We start from the raw sequence: 16,264 nt of genomic DNA on the forward strand, positions 1-16,264 counted from the left end.
AACGAGCAGGTAATGGCAAGGTTCTTGCCATCCGTTATGGTAACATCGGTTTTGAATAAATTAGACCTCTCATATCCCGAGATAGAAAAGGACCTCCCGAAGTATATCAACAGCGGGCTTATGGTCCTCTACAAAAGACAGCACGACGACAACGGCTGGGGCTGGTACGAGAACGATGAAACAACCGCCTACATGACCGCCTATGTCCTCTATGGCCTGATCGAGGCGGAGAAGATTCTCCCCGGAACCAATATCAACATCAGGGTGGATAAAGACGTCATTCGTCGGGGAACGGCCTCTCTCATCTCCCAGCTCCCCCAAATAGAGAAGGACTCGGAGAAGGTGTACGCCCTTTACGTCCTTTCCCACACCGACAGGCTGAAGCTCGAGTGGCTGGACGAGATGTTCGAGAAGAGGGACAAGCTCACCGCCATATCGAAGGCGATGCTGCTTATCTCCTACGAAAACATGGGGGTGGACAATAAGGCGAAGACCCTCTACGATATGCTCATGGCGGAGAGGATCGAGGAAAACGGGTACGTCCACTGGGGATACAAGGGGGAGGATTTTTACTGGTGGCAGTGGGAGGCAGACGAGCTCGAGACGACCTCCTATGCGCTCAGGGTGATGGCGAGGCGCGACCTCGATAATCCCCTCATCGCGAAAGCGATCCGCTGGCTCATAGTCAACCGCACCGGCAACTACTGGCGCTCCACAAAGGCCTCAGGGAAGATCATCTACGCTTTCAGCGATTACCTCTCAAGGACCGAGGAGATGAATCCGAACTACGAGCTTACCCTTAAGCTCAACGGGACGGATCTGAAAAAGCTCAGGGTAACCAAAAAGAACCTCCTTGACGGATTCGGCGCGATCACGATAAAAGATAAGGACATAAAGCAGGGAGAGAACGTGATCGAGATTTCAAAGAAGGGGCCTGGGACCCTGTATTACTCCACGACGTTTACGTACTACGTGGACAGGGGGGATATAGCGCCGGATAATTCCGGGTTCAAGGTCGAGAGGCGCTACTACCTCCTTGAAAAGGTCCCCCAGGACGGCAAGCTGATTTACTTGAAGAAGCCGCTCAACGGCCCGGTCAGGAGCGGAGACGAGATACTGGTGGAGCTGGACGTCTCCGGGGACAAAGTTTGCGATTACCTCCTTCTCGAGGACTACTTCCCGTCCGGCTGCGAGGTGATAGTGGACGACGAGAACTACACGATCACCGGCGACGACTTCTACTCCGGCCGTTACATATATTGGTATGCGGGGAGAGAGATCAGGGACGAGAGGATCGCCTACTCTCTCAGAAATTTCCGCTATGAAAAGTACACCTTCAAGTACCTCTTGAGAGCCCAGATACCGGGCATGTTCGAGGTGATGCCGGCCAAGGCGTACCTGATGTACTACCCGACGCTGACCGGCCGCACTGGAAGCGGAGAGCTTGTAATCAACGAGTCCCGCTGACGGCTGTATCGCCTATGTCTATGGGATTTAAGTTTAAGGATGTAGTGGAAAAGGGGGAGAGAGGCTTTTGAAGATACGAAATGGGGGGGGAGGGGGACACCGTGCCCTTCTCCCCCTTTTTTTAATCTTGATAATCTTTTTCGCCTTCGGGTGCGGGAGGGGTGCAAGGCGAGAAATCGAGATGGACCGCGCCCTCCATCGGGCGGCGGAGAAGGGGCTCGGAAGAGTGAAGGGGGCCGTCATCGTGACCGACCCGAAAACGGGGAGGGTAAGGGCCGTGGTCGAGAGGGACGCCTCGATCCTGAAGCCCTATCCCCCCGGCTCCCTCGTCAAATTGGTGACGGTTTGGGCGGGACTCGAAAGGGGGCTGATTACCCCTGAGACACTCTACGAGTGCAAAGGAACCGTAAACCTTTCGGGACGGGAGCTCAACTGCTGGTACCACAAGGGGCACGGGGAACTGAACCTGGTCAAGGCGATCTGCTATTCCTGCAATATCTATTTCTACAACGTGGCGGATAGGATCGGAGCGGAGCACACCTACAAGGGGCTCAAGGAGCTCGGATTCGGCGAGGTAACCGGGATCGACCTCACCGTAAGCGACCGTTTCAACGGTGTGGAGTCCGGGGGAATCCTGCTGCCGCCCGATCCCGCTTTTTCCCACGAATACGCCATAGGGGACACCGACCTTATATGTGCAACCCCCCTTCAGGTTATAACTTACCTCTCCGCACTTACAAACGGGGGCAAGGTTCTTCTGCCGTGGTTGGCTAATACCGAGGCCGAGCTCTCAAGCTTTACTCCGAAGATGATTCGGCACCTCGGGGTCTCCCGCTCGGAGGCGGTAATAAAGGAAGGGATGTTCGAGGCGGTCAGGTTCGGAACGGCCATGAACGTGGGAAGGGGGATTATCGACCACGGCGTGGAGATAATCGGGAAGACCGGCACCGGCGGATTTTTAGGCACGGAGACGGCGACCCACGGCTGGTTTCTCGGGTTCGCCCCCAAAGAGAGGCCGGAGATTGGGGTCCTGGTCTTCGTCTACAAGGGAACAGGGGGGGAGGATGCGGCGCCGGTAGCCCGGGAGGTGTTCAGAGCCTACTTCGGGATCGAAGCAGAGGAGAGCGGGGATTAGGATATGATATTTGCCATGAAAAGAAGGAAACAGCTTTTTACGGCCGCACTGATTTTCCTTGGTTTGCTCCTCTTTGCGAATCAGGGATTCTCCCAGGAATTAAAATTAAGGGATAGTAGGACGAAGCACTTCACCGTACACTTCGCCGAGGCGCTGACCACGACGGAGCTCGGCGCTTTAAAAAAAGATCTGGAGGACGCATATTCCGACATCTTACGGGGGCTTTTTGAGATCGTCGGCGGCAAAGATTTTAACGGGAGGCCCATCGACATCGTAATCTTCGGTATGACCGGCGACTTCACGTCCTTGACAGGTCTCCCCTGGTGGTCGGCGTCGTGTGTGGTGGGGGATTCGATTTACCTCCAACCAATGCGAACCCTGAAGAGCCGAGGCATATTGAGCGAGGTCATCAGGCACGAGGTTGCCCTCGTCTTCATAAAGAGGCTTTCGGGAGGAGGCGAGCCTCCCGTCTGGCTGGCAGAGGGGCTTTCCGTCCACCTGTCGGGGGAGATAGAGAGGCTGAGGGCCAGAACAAGGGGCGAAAGGCCCAAGGTGTCGGGCACGGGTGACATAGACTCCCTCCTTCTGGACAGAGTAGATATAGACAAGAACCGCTGGGGCTACATTCTCGCCTACGAGGCGGTAAAAGAGATGATCGACAAGGGCGAAGGCGGGGAGATACTGAGGCTTCTTACGGGCGGCCGATAAGGGACGGGGCGGTGTTGTATTTGTGAGGTTTTTGCATTGCGACCGATACATCCGGGCCTCGTGTCGTTTTTGACGGCCGTTCTATTTTCTGCTTGTTTTTTAACAAAGTTACGTGGTAGTAATTGGGGGGAATTATTGAGATTGTTTTATGTTGTATTAAAGAAAATTTTTTTACGGAAAGCGTTATGAGAAATAGACTGGCCTTTGCAATGGTTGTTATGCTCTCGATCTCCCCGATCTTTTCCGGCTGCGACCTTGTGAAGAAGCTGACCCACGGCGGGAAAGATTCCGATTCGGGGCCCGAGGCCGTAAAGCCGGATTCGGAGGTGCCGCCGTCTAACGTGGAGTCGCCCCCGGCCGCCCCCCATAAAAATAAATATAAGACCCTCAAATGCTGCACGATAACCAACTTCAGGGCGGGGATAATAGAAAAGGGAGAGAATGGCGTGATAACCGTGAAAGAGGTCGAGGAGATCCCCTACGTGCCGGGGACCTACATCGGCGTCAGGTTTAACTACGAGAGCAAGACCGGAAAGCCGATCGAGTATTTGGAGGAGGAGTTCTTCCCGGAGGCCCCCCTCTACTGGGAGGAGATCGCCGGGAAGAACTACAAGGTATTTGTGGACGAAAAGCGGGCCGAGTACACCTCTATGCTGCCGCCGGTGACCAAGGACAACAGCTTTACAAGCTACTGGATATTGAAGCCCTCGGGCGACCCGGTGGGAAAGTGGATCTGGGATATCTATTTCGATAGTGAGTACTACACCACGGTGATATTCAACATCGTCAAAATCGCTCCCGGTAAAAAGTAGCGGCGGACAAAAAAGGGGAGCTGTACAGGGCATGGTTTTAAAGAGAGCGGCGGGGGGGGGAGGAGGACACAATATATCCTAATCCCTTGAAAGCCGCGTTTAAGCGGGATTTCCCCCCCAGGCGTATGTTCGGGCCGCTTGCCGCCCCGACGAATCCCGCCTGTGAACGGAGGCTCCCCTTCCCATCTCGTTTTCTACGGGGTCGTTTCCCTGAATACCCCTGGTTGAAACCGACTCCCTTTTAGATGTCGTGGTTGTCTAAAAAAATTGGGGGGAATCGTCCGCCTTTAAGACGTACATCTCGGGGAGCGGCAGGCGACAGCCGCCGTCGCCTCCTCCTTCACCTCCGCCCCTGAAGGAATCCAGAGACTCTTCCATGTTTTTAAGGGCCGAGAAGAGGGTCCTGATCTGTTTACCGGACGCATTGACCGGTTGACCCGCCGGGCCCCCCGAAGTGATCGTAGACGACATCTTTCTGCCCACGTTTACCGGATTGCCGATCGGATTTCCCGTTTTCGGATCGATGCTCGAAAAAGACACGGTTCCCCAAAGGACAATAAGGGTGCTGAAGCTGTTTTCCCCGACCCTGTCCACGGAGAAGACTGTACCTCTTGAGCCGGCGATGGAGATGTCACTCCTTATCTCGAATATGGAGTCGTTGGTGAGCTCTTTGACCTTGCTGTAGATTTTTCCCGCGACCAGCCCTATAACCGTCGAGGTTTTCGTTGCCTCTTTTCCGGTATCGCCCGTCACCTTCTCTCCGGAAAAGTCGGTAATCTCGATCTCGGTCATGGGCCCGAGCTTGATGACATCCCCGTTGAGCTCAACGATCATCGAGGACTCCTCCCCCGTCTTCAGCCGGACGCCGCCGCTTACGGCCATCCCTTTTATGGCATTAATCCAGTTGTCGGTCCCCTTCTCCGTTACAAAACAATCCCTTTTGACATCGATTATCGTCCCGCTTAACTCCTCCCCCGCGGAGATTGCCGGGGCTGCGATGAGCGCAGCAAAAAGGATCGAAACGAGTGATGAGACGACAATTTTTTTACCTTTCATCTTTGAACCTCCTTGATTCATGAAAAACACTCTACTTGACGGTCAATTCGGATATTCCCTCCCACGAGTCGTCGGGAGGAGTCACAATAAATCTCCCGCACCGCTCGATGTATAGCCTCGACGGCCTGTCGTCCGGGTCTATCTCGATTATCTCTTCAAATACCCTTTTGGCGCCCTCAAAATCGCGTTTTACATAAAGCTCCCTCGCCTCTTTAAAGAGGCGGAGCGCTTTCAGGCCCGTCTCGTCCATCTCATCGCTTTTCCCCATGACCTCGTAGATTTTAACCGCCGTTTCCCTTCCATGGACCCTAGCCAGGTCGAGCTCCCTTACCGTGAACTCCCCCTCAACGGCCCTTTTTGTCTCGCCCCCTATCAAAATTTCGCTGCCGTAGATCTTTCCCGCCGTTTCGAGCCTCGCCGCCACGTTTACGGAATCGCCCATCACGGTGTAGTTCATCTTGTGGACGGAGCCCATGTTTCCTACGACCATAGGCCCGGTGTTTATACCGATCCTCATCAGCATTGCGGGCTTGTCTTCCTCCCTCCATTTTGCCCACAGTTCTTTCAATTTCAGCTGCATCTCGTAGGCCGCCCTGACGGCCTGGAGGGCGTGGTCAGGGGTCCCAACCGGCGCCCCGAAAAAGGCCATTATCGCGTCCCCCTCGAACTTGTCCACCGTACCGTTGTGGGCCAGTATTATATCGGTCATGGAGGTGAAAAACTCGTTCAAAAGCCCCACGACGTCCTCGGGGGTAAATCTCTCGGACACCATCGAAAATCCTGCGAGGTCGGTGAACATCACCGTAAGCTCCTTCTTTTCGCCCCCAAGGGTGAGTTTTTCGGGATTCTTGATCAGCTGCTCGATGACGAAGGGGGAGAGGTAGTGGGAAAAAGCCCTTTGAATGAAACGCTTCCTCTTGGTCTCGGCGAAGTACTTCGTTGTGGTCACCGAGATGTACATGGTCAGCAATGTCGCCGCCGGGTAGATCATCGTGATGGCCACGTTCTTTTCGAGAAAGAGGTATCTAAAAAGGAAAATGTATCCGAAGACCGCGGCAGCCGTTGTGGTCATCCCCAAAAACGGGCCGATTCTCGAGAGGAAGATACCGAAGGCGACGCCCAGGACGATAATCAGAAAGATGTCTGTGACCTTGATCCATCCGGGAGCGAAGAATACGTTTCCCGTGACGATATTTTCCACGGCCGTGGCGTGTATCTCCACGCCGGGGTAGATATTCCCCATCGGGGTTACCTTGACATCGCCCAGACCCACCGCGCTCACACCGATCAGCACAACGGCGTCCTTGAAAATGGACATGTCCGCCTTCCCCTTGATGACATCAGAGGCGGAGACGTAGGGAAAAGTCCTCTCGGGGCCCAGATATTTCAGCCGGATGAACCCGTTGTCGTCGGTCGGAACGAAACTCTTTCCCAGCTTTACCCCGTCGATCCCGTAGTCGGAGACGAAAAGGGCGGAGTAGGGCAGATCCAGATAGCTCCTTGCAAGCTCGAGGGACAGGGAGGGGTAGAAATCGCCGTTGTAGTAAAACGCCGCGGGGATCCTCCTTACCGTCCCGTCGGCGTCCATGATCACGTTGAAAAATCCCCCGGAAAGGGCGTTTTTCGATACGGCGGGGATGTCTTCCAGAACATCGTAAGCCGTGATCTTTTTGAGGTACTCGGTTTTTCCCTTAACGACGCCGAAGGGTCGGGGAAGTATCGGAGTTCCCTTTTCCGCTTTTCCCTCTATTTTGGTGATGTCCCCCTCGCTTGTTATGAAGTGGTAGCCCAGGATCACGTTTCCAGCCCGGCCGACCGCTTCACCCAGGGCGTCGTCTTCCGGATGGACTTTTTCCGATCCTCTGAGAAAGAGGTTGAAAAAGCTGTCGATATTCTCCTTTTCTATTCCGAAGAACGAGTGGAAAGATCTTTTTATCTCTTCCTTAAGGGAATCGGCCATCGTTTTTGTCCCTTCCGAAAAGATTATGTCTACGCCGATAACCTTGGGCGATGACTTGGAGATATTTCTGATCAGCTTGGCCATATCGTCCCTGGGCCAGGGCCATCGCCCCACCTCCTCGATGCTTTTGTCGTCCACGGCGACGATTACAATCGGGACCGTATTTTCTCTTTGCGGGGAAGAGCGCTGAACGAGGTCCGTCAGCTTGAGTTCGAGTATGGATATGAATTCAAAATTTATACTATATAAAAATACTATAAATATTAGGGGAATCAGGACGGAGAGAAGGACATGAAACCTTTTCATTTCTCTGACTTTTTTATTAACGGAATGTCAATATGATAACCAATATCGATGGAGAAATCAAATTATTTTGATCCACGATATATGAAGCAAGATCATCCCTGAAGGGCTCCGGCGGGAGTACTCATTGAACCTGTTCTGCGGCAAACGAAGGGGGAAAAGAGTACGCTACTTCTTCACCCTGTAGATGTATACATATTCGTCTCTGTTGTTTAAAAATGTCCTGTCAAGCTCTATAAGTCCCTCTTCCTCCAAGACCCCAAAAACGTCTGGGAGGGGATCGAGGTGTGTGTTCCAGAGGACGAAATCAGGATTGAATCTGTCCAACTTTTTTCTGACCTCTAGGGGGCTGTGATAATATACTCCATTCCCTTCGGCGTAATAGACTACAATGGAGTCGTACTTTTGGGCGAGGATCACGCTCTCCTCTCCCACCATCTCGTATATATATTTTCCGGACTCCTTCTGGTAAACGTTCTTGGCCCTGTAAGGCTTCATGTTGTAAAGAGATATCGAGACTATCCAGATGATGAAGATCGCCGGAATTACCACTCGTGAGAGCCATCTCAACAGCCCCTTGGTGGAGACCGACATCTTGTCTTTTATCCACCAAAACCCGAGCGTAAATGAGACGGCGGACCATGGGAAAAGGATAATGATCAGCGGAATGAGCTGGCGTTTCGATAGGAAGCAGTGAGTTATTATTATTCCGTAGTCGAAAAGAAAAAAGGGCAGTGAAAACGAGAGGAGAAAGAGCCGGGATCCATCCTTGAGTATATTTTTTCTGTCGAGATAGATACCCACGACAAAAAAGAAAAAGAGAAAGCCCGTAAACGTTGTGGCTAGCACATTGATAAACTCCACCGTTGCCACGAGGAAAAAATGGCTTGTTATCAGCTCCACGTACTCGTCGCCGACTCCCTTTGGAATGTTGTTGATGAGGTTATCGGCGTAGACCTTGTTGTTGGTGAAGCTGAGACCCGTTACAAATCGCATAAAGCTCCCGATTACAAACTCCTTTTCCGGGCCGACGAAGATTACGAAAATGGCGTAGCCAACCAAGGGAATCGGGACAAGGAATATAAGGAGATTGATAAGTATCTCCTTTATGCTCCTCTTATCCTTTATCGCAGAGACCAGATAGGCGAAGGGGATTGCGAAGATGAGGACGATACCGTAAAGCCTCACGAAAACCGTAATCCACGAGAATACGCCGGCGATAAAAAAAAGGAGGTAGCTCCTTTTCCATGTGCCGGCAAAGGCGAAATACAGGGAGGCGACGGAGAAAAAGAAGAGGGTCGAGTCCTTCAAAACCTCCCCGGAGTAGCGGATGAGATAGAGGTGAGTCGCAAAGAAGAATGCCGTAACCAGCCCGGCCCTTACACCGACCAGTTTTCTGGCGATAAAATACAGGGGAAATATTACGGCCGTTCCGAAGATCAACGAGACAAGCTCTGCGGATAAAAGGATGTCCTTAACGAGGAAGTTCATTAAGCAGATAAAGATCGGGTAGATGGTAAATATGTTGGCGAATCCATGGCTGAAGAAATTCACGAATCCCTTCTCTATAAGATCGTTGGTCAAATAAATGTAATTGGGGCTGTCCGGGGCTATAACCTGGATTCTAAACAGAAAGAGAATCCTTAAGCCCAGGGCAAGGAGGAAAATAGCGGTGAAAATGAGTTTTTCCCTCTTCACATCTTGAGTCAAAAAGCTCTCTTCGACTTCCAATTTATTTAACATGATGATCCTTTAATCGTTCTAAAATAGGGTAGGGCCCGAGATGATTTGCCCGCACCGCTCTTTTTGCCGGCATTGTTTAATTTAATCGTTTTGGAATACTACTCCATTTAGACGGCGGTGTCAAGGATTTGAATATCAAATAGAATTGTGCATTTTAGCGATAAAAAGTATTGATACCTCGGCGATTTATTGATAATAATATTGTTATGAAATCCTTCAGAAAAACACATCCTTCCCTTTATAAAAATGTTATTGGCGTCGCCGTCGCTATTTCCGTTTCCCTTTTTATATTTCTCTTTTACTTCCCGGACTTTCTGAAGACCTTTGAAAACAAGACCGGCGACATCCGCTTCAGGCTCTTTTCCGATGAGAATAATCGGGACCCTGACATAGTGATCATCGCCGTGGACGAGGAGAGCCTGAATTTCTATCGTGACAACCTCGGCACGTGGCCGTGGCCCAGGGAGGTCTTCGGTGCGGTGGTGGATTTTTTAAAGACCGGCGGTGCAGACACCGTTGTATTCGACATTATCTTCCCGGAGCCGGATATCAAAAACCGGGCGTCCGACGAGGCCCTCTCGGAGTCCGTGAGGAAGTCTGGAAACGTCGTCACCTCGCTTGTCTTCAGGCCAGGGCGGTCGGGAATCGCCGAGGATTACGAGTCGATGGTTCAGAGACTCTATCTGAAGGAGAACCGTTCGCTTGAACTTGACAACAAGAGTGGAATAGAGTTTACCGACTACACTTCGGTTACGCTTCCCTACCTTGCGCTTCTGACAATGTCTTCCGGCGTGGGCGCGACGAACTTCGTCGCCGACCCGGACGGCCCCTCCAGGGGGACGTACCCGATTTTCAAATACGGGGGGGATTACTACCCATCCCTGGCCCTTCTCTCGGCGATGAAGGTCATGGGCGTTGATCCCTTCAAGACGGATATAGAGATAGGAAAAGACAGGGTTCTTAATGCCGATCGAATCGGTATCCCGCTTCTCAAGGACGGCAGGATGATGATAAACTGGCACGGGCCCTACATGACTTATAAGTATTATCAAATCGGGGATATCCTCGAATCGATCCTGGCGATCAGAGACGGGAAGAAGCCGGCTGTCCTACCTACGGAGTTCTCCGGGAAGGTGGTTCTGATCGGGGTTACGGCGATATCCCTCTACGACCTTCGGGCGACCCCCTTCTCCCCGGTCTACCCTGGGGTGGAGCTTAACGCCACGGTCATCGACAATATCGTCAACGGTTCCTACGTAAGGCACGTCCCGAAAGAGACGACGGCCCTACTTATCTTTCTCCTGGCGTTTCTGACCGCCTCGATATCCCTTCGGGTGGGAAGCGCCACAAGGGGGATAATCTCATTTTTCGTTATATTTTCGGCCTTTACGGCCATAGCGGCGTGTCTATTTTACGCCCAGAGGGTGATGCTCGACTATCTTGCCCCTTCGGGGGCGATTCTCCTCTCCTTTGTCGTCTCCCTTGTTGTAAACTACGTCACCGAGGGGAGGGCGAAGAGGAGGTTCAAGGACGCCTTCTCGAAATACGTCTCCCATCAGGTGGCCGACGAGATAAGCAAGAACATCGACGACCTGAAGGTGGACGTCGGCGAGAGGAAGGAGATATCGGTGCTGTTTTCGGACATCAGAGGCTTCACCTCGATGAGCGAGGACCTTCCCCCCGAAGAGGTGGTTAGGCGCCTGAACCGCTATCTCGGCGCCATGGTCGAAGTGGTGTTTCGATTTGGGGGGACGCTCGATAAATATATCGGGGACGCCATCATGGCCTTTTTCGGCGCCCCGAAGGACGACCCGGATCACGCCATGAGCGCGTGCCGCTGCGCCCTTGCGATGGTAAGGGAGCTTGACAAAGTGAACAAGAAGTTCACGGAGGAGGGTCTTCCGAAGATGCAGATAGGTGTAGGCGTAAACACCGGGGAGGTCGTGGTAGGAAACATAGGCTCCGAGCTCAGGATAGACTACACCGTAATCGGGGACCACGTAAACCTCGCCTCCCGCCTGGAGGGTTTGAACAAGGAGTTCAAGACGACGATAATTATCAGCGAGTTTACCTACGGGAGATCCCGAGACCTGAAGGTCAGGGACCTCGGGGAAGTTCACGTGAGGGGAAAGGAGAGGCCGGTCAGGATCTACGAGCTTTTGGATACAGAGGAAGTCGATATAAAAGCGATGGTGTGAGGGGAGAGATGACGAGGCTCATAATCAAAGAGAGTGTGAAGGAGGGCCAGAGGATAAGTGTTAAGAGGGAGGAGCGGCATTATCTCGTGGATGTTCTTCGGCTCGGTAAGGGGGGGGGCGTCAGGGTCGTCGACGGCGAAGGGAACGAGTTTTCCGCTGTGATAGAGGGGATTTATGCGGACGCGGTCGAGCTTGGCATCGTCGAGAAGCTTCCCGATCACGGGGAGTCGCCCCTTTCGGTTCGCCTCTACGTGGGACTTTTGAAGGGGAGGAAGATGGAGCGGGTGGTGACGGACGGAGTGGAGCTCGGCGTCGTCTCCATCACGCCATTTATATCATCGAGGACGGTTCCAAAAGGCTTGAGCGACTCGAAACTTTTACGGCTCAAAAAGATATCCAGGGAGCAGTCGAGGCTATCGATGCGAAGGGTGGTCCCGGAGGTATTTCAGCCGGTGAGTTTTTATTCCGCAATCGATAAGGCCGAGGGCGAGAGGCTGATCTTCTATGAGGGGGAGGGTGAGGTGAAGTGGAGGGGATTCCCAAGCGGGGAGTCGAGGGGGAAAAATCCCCCGGAGGTGGTGAGCCTCTTTACGGGTCCGGAGGGCGGGTTTTCAAGAGAGGAGATCGAGAGCGCTTTAAGTTCCGGTTTTCGGGTGGTGGGTCTCGGGACTAGGATTCTCCGGGCGGAGACCGCCCCCGGAATTGCCTCGGCAATTGTCCAGTACGAATGGGGAGATCTCAAGGGAATATGAAGTGTCCCAGGTGCAGTTTTATAAACAGGACCGATACCTTGATCTGTATCAGGTGCGGTTATTCCTTCAAGCCGGGGGAGGGACAGCCTGTCAAGGGGCCGGTCAGGGTAAGGGTGTTCTTTCCCGGCCGTAAAACAAAGAAAAAGGGGGTCATCCTGTCCGCCAGGGACGGCCTGGTTAGGCTTAGAAAGGACGTGGACGATTTCAAGAGGGCCGGTTTTTTCAGCAGGTCCTTTGCCATGGCCTTGGATTTATTCTTCCTCCTGATGTTCATCGGCGCCATGATCTCGGGGGCGGGGCTCTTTATCGGGAAGAGCACCAATCTCGTGGAGACGGTGCTCAGCAGCAAGGGGATCGATATTGTCAGGCAGGCGATTCCTTACATAAAGACTACAATAGGCGTGGTGGCCGCAATCCCGCCCCTTTATTTTATTGTCATGCACGCCGTTTTCGGACAGACCATAGGAAAGATGATAATGGGGATTCAAGTGGTGAGGACGGACGGCGGGAAGGTAGGCCCCCTGATTTCCACGGTGAGGTTCTTAGGCTATATTATTTCGTTTGTTCTTCTGTTCTTCGGGTTCTTCTGGATTATCATAGACAGAGAGCGTCAGGGGTGGCACGACATGATAGCGGACACGGTGGTGATTAAGCTTTAGGGGCTTTAGAGATTTTAAGTCGATTTAATCCCTTTTTGAGGCAGGATCATTGTTTATATATCTTTAGTTTAATATTATTCGGGGGGGTAAAATGGAAAAGTACAAGGAGTTAAAGGTCGATATCGAGGGGAGGCTGGCGGTGGTAACCTTGAATCGACCTCGCAGGCTCAACGCGTTCGGGCAGGTTATTATAAACGAGTCGGCAAAACTTGTGGATACCCTTACCGCAATGAAAGAGGTGAGGGTGGTCATCTTGACCGGCGCCGGTGGAAACTTCTCTTCCGGCCTTGACGTCATCGACATGGCCGATATCGAAGAGGCCGAGGGGTTGAGGCTCTTGAGGGCTCTCTCAAAGGTGCTGGAGTCCACCTACAAATCGAGGAAGATCACCATTGCCGCAGTGGAGGGCTACTGCCTGGGCGTTGGGCTGGATACGGCTCTATCCTGCGACATCCTCGTTTCATCGAGGGAGGCCCGCTTCGGACAACCGGAGGTGAATTTCTCCTTCATGCCCGGGATCGTTCGGGTGTGGCGTCACACCGGGATGAACAGGGCCAAATACATGGCCCTTACCGGAGAGATATTTTCGGCAAAGGAGGTGGCCGACTGGGGGATGATCTCCAAGATGGTGGGGAAGGGGGAGGCCTTGAAAGAGTCCAGGAAGATAGCAAACAAGCTCCTTGAAAAATCGACCGAAACCTTAAAGAGCATCAAGGTCCACTTCACCGATATAATGGAGCTGCGCTACGACGAGGCCGCATACAGGGAGAGGGAGGATTTTATGGAGCTCTTCAAGACGGATGAGAGGCTCCAGAAGATGAAGGCCTTCAAGAACAGGAGATAGGAAGATTGTTCGGCTCTGGACGATTTGTCTATCCCCCTCGAAAAATATCTATCAGTGCCGCCCCTCAAAAGCATCTGCCGTAATTGCGATTAATATGGTGATTAATATCGTAGTTGGAGCCGCGTAGGCGAATTGAATCTTTAAGCTTCGAAGGAGGGGGCGGCTTGCCCCGCACGGGAAATCCGTTCAGGGGCGAAAGCTGCAATCAAATCTGTGATTTGAGTCGGGCTCTGATTTTTACAAAACGGAACTTACCAGTTAGTAGTAGTGGGATTAAATCTTCAATTTAAAAATTATAGGCGCATTTAAAATGTGCATAAATCACAGAAAGTGGAGAAAACAAAAATATATTTTTATACATTTACCACATCAAGACTAAAAGTACTTTCTTATAAAACTTGTAAATTGTCATAGCATGTGGTACTATATTACATAATTAATTTAAAGTTCACAATATATTTAGCACCTTGTAAATAATGTACAATATGTCGTATTGTACATGCATTAAAATGCTTGACAACTTGTCAAGCTCAACAGATAATATAAAAGTTACAAAAAGGATAACATAGATTATGGAGGATTATAATGTTATCTTTTCTTAAGACCCTTTTCCACAGAGCCACACCAATTAAACTTAATATCTTGATATATGAAGAAGATGGTGAATGGGTTGCCCATTGTTTGCAAATGGATATTGTGACAACTAATGATAGCGAAGATTCTGTTAAAGAAGATATTATCGATCTTATCAAATTTCATATAATCTGTGCAATCGAAAATGATAATGTAGGCTATATTTTTAAGATGGCCCCGCCGGAAGAATGGGAAAAATATCTTCAATCTCAAAATCAAAATTGCGATGTGAGAAAAATAGCTATTTCACTAAACAAGGAGGATCATAGAATTAAACCTATTCCTTTGAGAGAAGTGGAATGCTGTTTTGCGTAAAAAAAGGCTTAAGCATCGCGAATTATTAAAAAGGCTAAAAAAATTTGGTGTTATTGAAGATAAAAGTCGAGGGAAAGGAAGCGAGTGTTTACTTTTTATAGATCGGGGATTTAAAGGAAAAATTCAAGGACCGCAAACTCCCATTAAATATCGTGGTGAAAATACAGAATATAGTATTAAAGTAATCGATTCAATAATACGTACATTTAACATAGATCCTGATGAATTTTGGTCAAATTAATCCTTTTTTTATTGACAGTTTCTCTTCCCGCCCCCCTCTCCCCCCTTTTTAAAGAGAGCTTCGATAAGCTCTCCGATACTTTTTATCCCGTGAACCTCGATGCCGGAAGGCACCTCAGGCTCACCGGCGTTCCTCTTCGGAACCACGGCCCTCGTAAATCCCAGCTTTTTGGCCTCCGAGATCCTCTTTCCCCCCTGGGAAACCCCCCTCACCTCTCCCGAAAGTCCCACCTCCCCAAATACCACTGTATCCGCCGGAACGGCGACGTCGAGGTAGCTCGAAACGAGGGAGGCCGCGAGGGCGGCGTCCAAGGCCGGCTCGTTAATCTTTATTCCCCCCGCCACGTTGACGAATATGTCGTGATTTGATAGCTCGATTCTCCCCTTCTTCTCTATGATCGCCGCCATGATGTTTACCCTGTTGTAGTCTATCCCCATCGAGGTGCGCCTGGGGACGGCGAGGGGGCTCGGGGTCACGAGGGACTGAACCTCCACGAGAAGGGTTCTTGTTCCCTCCAATGCCGAGGTCACCGCGGACCCTGGCTCGGACTCCACCCTCTCCGAGAGGAAAAAGCCGGTCGGATCGGCAACCTCGAAAAGCCCCCCCTCCCTCATCTCGAAGACGCCCACCTCGTCCGTCGGGCCGAAGCGGTTCTTGTGGGCCTTTAGAATTCTGTAGGGATATTCAGCCCCCCCCTCGAAATAAAGGACCGTATCCACGAGGTGCTCCAGGACCTTCGGGCCGGCGATGGAGCCATCCTTCGTGATGTGCCCTACGAGGAGCACGGCGATCCCCTGCTCCTTTGCCATCGATGTAAGGAGGTGGGCCACAGTCCTCAGCTGGCTCACGCTTCCGGGGGTCGACTCCACAAGGTCGGTCGAGGTCGTCTGGATCGAGTCGACAACTACGACCATTGGTGTGAGGTCTGAAATGGCGTCCAGTATTTCCTCGAGGTTTGTGGAAAAGAGTACCAAAAAACTCTTCTCATCGACCCCGAGCCTCGCCCCCCGCATCTTGAGCTGGGCGGAAGACTCCTCTCCGGTCACGTAGAGGGATTTGACGCCCGCCTTCGCGAGGTTACCGAGCATCTGCATGAGGAGGGTCGTCTTGCCGACCCCCGGGTCTCCCCCGACGAGGACCACGGAGCCTTTTACTAATCCGCCGCCGAGGACGCCGTTCAGCTCCCCGATCTTAACATCGAGCCTCTCAACATCCCCGATGTCTACGGCGGAGAGGTAGAGGGTCTTTTTCCCCCCCGCGCGTGTTCCCATCCCGCTTTCCGATCCCCTGGGTCTTGGGGAGACGACCTCCTCGACTATGGTGTTCCACTCGCCGCAACCGGGGCATTTGCCCGCCCACTTCGGAAGCACCTGTCCGCAGGATTGACAGACATAGCAGATTTTTGTGTTCTTATCCTTCTTTGCCATTTAACCTTATT

14 protein-coding genes are annotated in these 16,264 nt (G+C 51.9%); 10 read left to right on the plus strand and 4 right to left on the minus strand.

From position 1 onward, the window contains the following. Nucleotides 1-12 precede the first annotated feature (12 nt). The 4 genes from JW984_11105 (at nt 13) to JW984_11120 (ending at nt 4,122) form a co-directional block, all read left to right on the plus strand. On the plus strand, nt 13-1,467 hold the full coding sequence (locus tag JW984_11105) for a hypothetical protein (protein ID MBN1573732.1): 1,455 nt from the start codon (nt 13-15) through the stop codon (nt 1,465-1,467). A gap of 67 nt (nt 1,468-1,534) precedes the next feature. Then, nucleotides 1,535-2,602: a hypothetical protein gene (locus JW984_11110; GenBank protein ID MBN1573733.1), complete on the plus strand. Its 1,068-nt coding sequence runs from the start codon at nt 1,535-1,537 to the stop codon at nt 2,600-2,602. 15 nt (nt 2,603-2,617) lie between these two features. Continuing rightward, the gene (locus JW984_11115; protein MBN1573734.1) at nt 2,618-3,310 is read left to right on the plus strand and encodes a hypothetical protein; all 693 of its coding nucleotides are present in this window, start codon (nt 2,618-2,620) and stop codon (nt 3,308-3,310) included. 185 nt (nt 3,311-3,495) lie between these two features. Continuing rightward, complete coding sequence (locus JW984_11120; GenBank protein MBN1573735.1) at nt 3,496-4,122, plus strand: hypothetical protein; 627 nt, start codon at nt 3,496-3,498, stop codon at nt 4,120-4,122. A gap of 258 nt (nt 4,123-4,380) precedes the next feature. On the opposite strand, the gene JW984_11125 is transcribed toward JW984_11120, so the two are convergent. From JW984_11125 to JW984_11135, 3 genes are all read right to left on the minus strand, one after another. Next, nucleotides 4,381-5,178 carry a FecR domain-containing protein gene (locus JW984_11125; protein MBN1573736.1) on the minus strand — a complete coding sequence of 266 codons (798 nt, stop codon included), beginning with the start codon at nt 5,176-5,178 and terminating at the stop codon, nt 4,381-4,383. A 31-nt stretch (nt 5,179-5,209) separates the two neighbouring features. Beyond that, on the minus strand, nt 5,210-7,444 hold the full coding sequence (locus JW984_11130; GenBank protein MBN1573737.1) for an adenylate/guanylate cyclase domain-containing protein: 2,235 nt from the start codon (nt 7,442-7,444) through the stop codon (nt 5,210-5,212). Nucleotides 7,445-7,609: 165 nt separating this feature from the next. Continuing rightward, a complete protein-coding gene (locus JW984_11135; protein ID MBN1573738.1) occupies nt 7,610-9,184 on the minus strand; it encodes a glycosyltransferase family 39 protein in 1,575 nt (524 codons plus the stop codon). 206 nt (nt 9,185-9,390) lie between these two features. Here JW984_11135 and JW984_11140 point away from each other — a divergent pair, with 206 nt between their 5' ends. From JW984_11140 to JW984_11165, 6 genes are all read left to right on the plus strand, one after another. Further along, on the plus strand, nt 9,391-11,382 hold the full coding sequence (locus tag JW984_11140; GenBank protein ID MBN1573739.1) for an adenylate/guanylate cyclase domain-containing protein: 1,992 nt from the start codon (nt 9,391-9,393) through the stop codon (nt 11,380-11,382). Nucleotides 11,383-11,390: 8 nt separating this feature from the next. Further along, a complete protein-coding gene (locus JW984_11145) occupies nt 11,391-12,134 on the plus strand; it encodes a 16S rRNA (uracil(1498)-N(3))-methyltransferase (protein MBN1573740.1) in 744 nt (247 codons plus the stop codon). Next, nucleotides 12,131-12,793 (plus strand): RDD family protein, encoded by a 663-nt coding sequence (locus tag JW984_11150; GenBank protein ID MBN1573741.1) that lies wholly within the window; start codon nt 12,131-12,133, stop codon nt 12,791-12,793. The genes JW984_11145 and JW984_11150 overlap by 4 nt, the downstream gene beginning before the upstream one ends. A gap of 91 nt (nt 12,794-12,884) precedes the next feature. Further along, the gene (locus JW984_11155) at nt 12,885-13,637 is read left to right on the plus strand and encodes an enoyl-CoA hydratase/isomerase family protein (GenBank protein MBN1573742.1); all 753 of its coding nucleotides are present in this window, start codon (nt 12,885-12,887) and stop codon (nt 13,635-13,637) included. Nucleotides 13,638-14,222: 585 nt separating this feature from the next. Next, nucleotides 14,223-14,585 carry a hypothetical protein gene (locus JW984_11160; protein ID MBN1573743.1) on the plus strand — a complete coding sequence of 121 codons (363 nt, stop codon included), beginning with the start codon at nt 14,223-14,225 and terminating at the stop codon, nt 14,583-14,585. Next, the gene (locus tag JW984_11165; protein MBN1573744.1) at nt 14,578-14,826 is read left to right on the plus strand and encodes a hypothetical protein; all 249 of its coding nucleotides are present in this window, start codon (nt 14,578-14,580) and stop codon (nt 14,824-14,826) included. Before JW984_11160 ends, JW984_11165 begins: the two co-directional genes overlap by 8 nt. Before the next feature lie 8 nt (nt 14,827-14,834). Here JW984_11165 and radA read toward each other — a convergent pair whose 3' ends face one another. Next, on the minus strand, nt 14,835-16,253 hold the full coding sequence (gene radA / locus JW984_11170) for a DNA repair protein RadA (protein ID MBN1573745.1): 1,419 nt from the start codon (nt 16,251-16,253) through the stop codon (nt 14,835-14,837). Between the last annotated feature and the right edge of the window lie 11 nt (nt 16,254-16,264).

This window comes from Candidatus Zymogenus saltonus (genome assembly GCA_016929395.1).
GTDB classification, from domain to species: Bacteria; Desulfobacterota; Zymogenia; order Zymogenales; family Zymogenaceae; genus Zymogenus; species Zymogenus saltonus.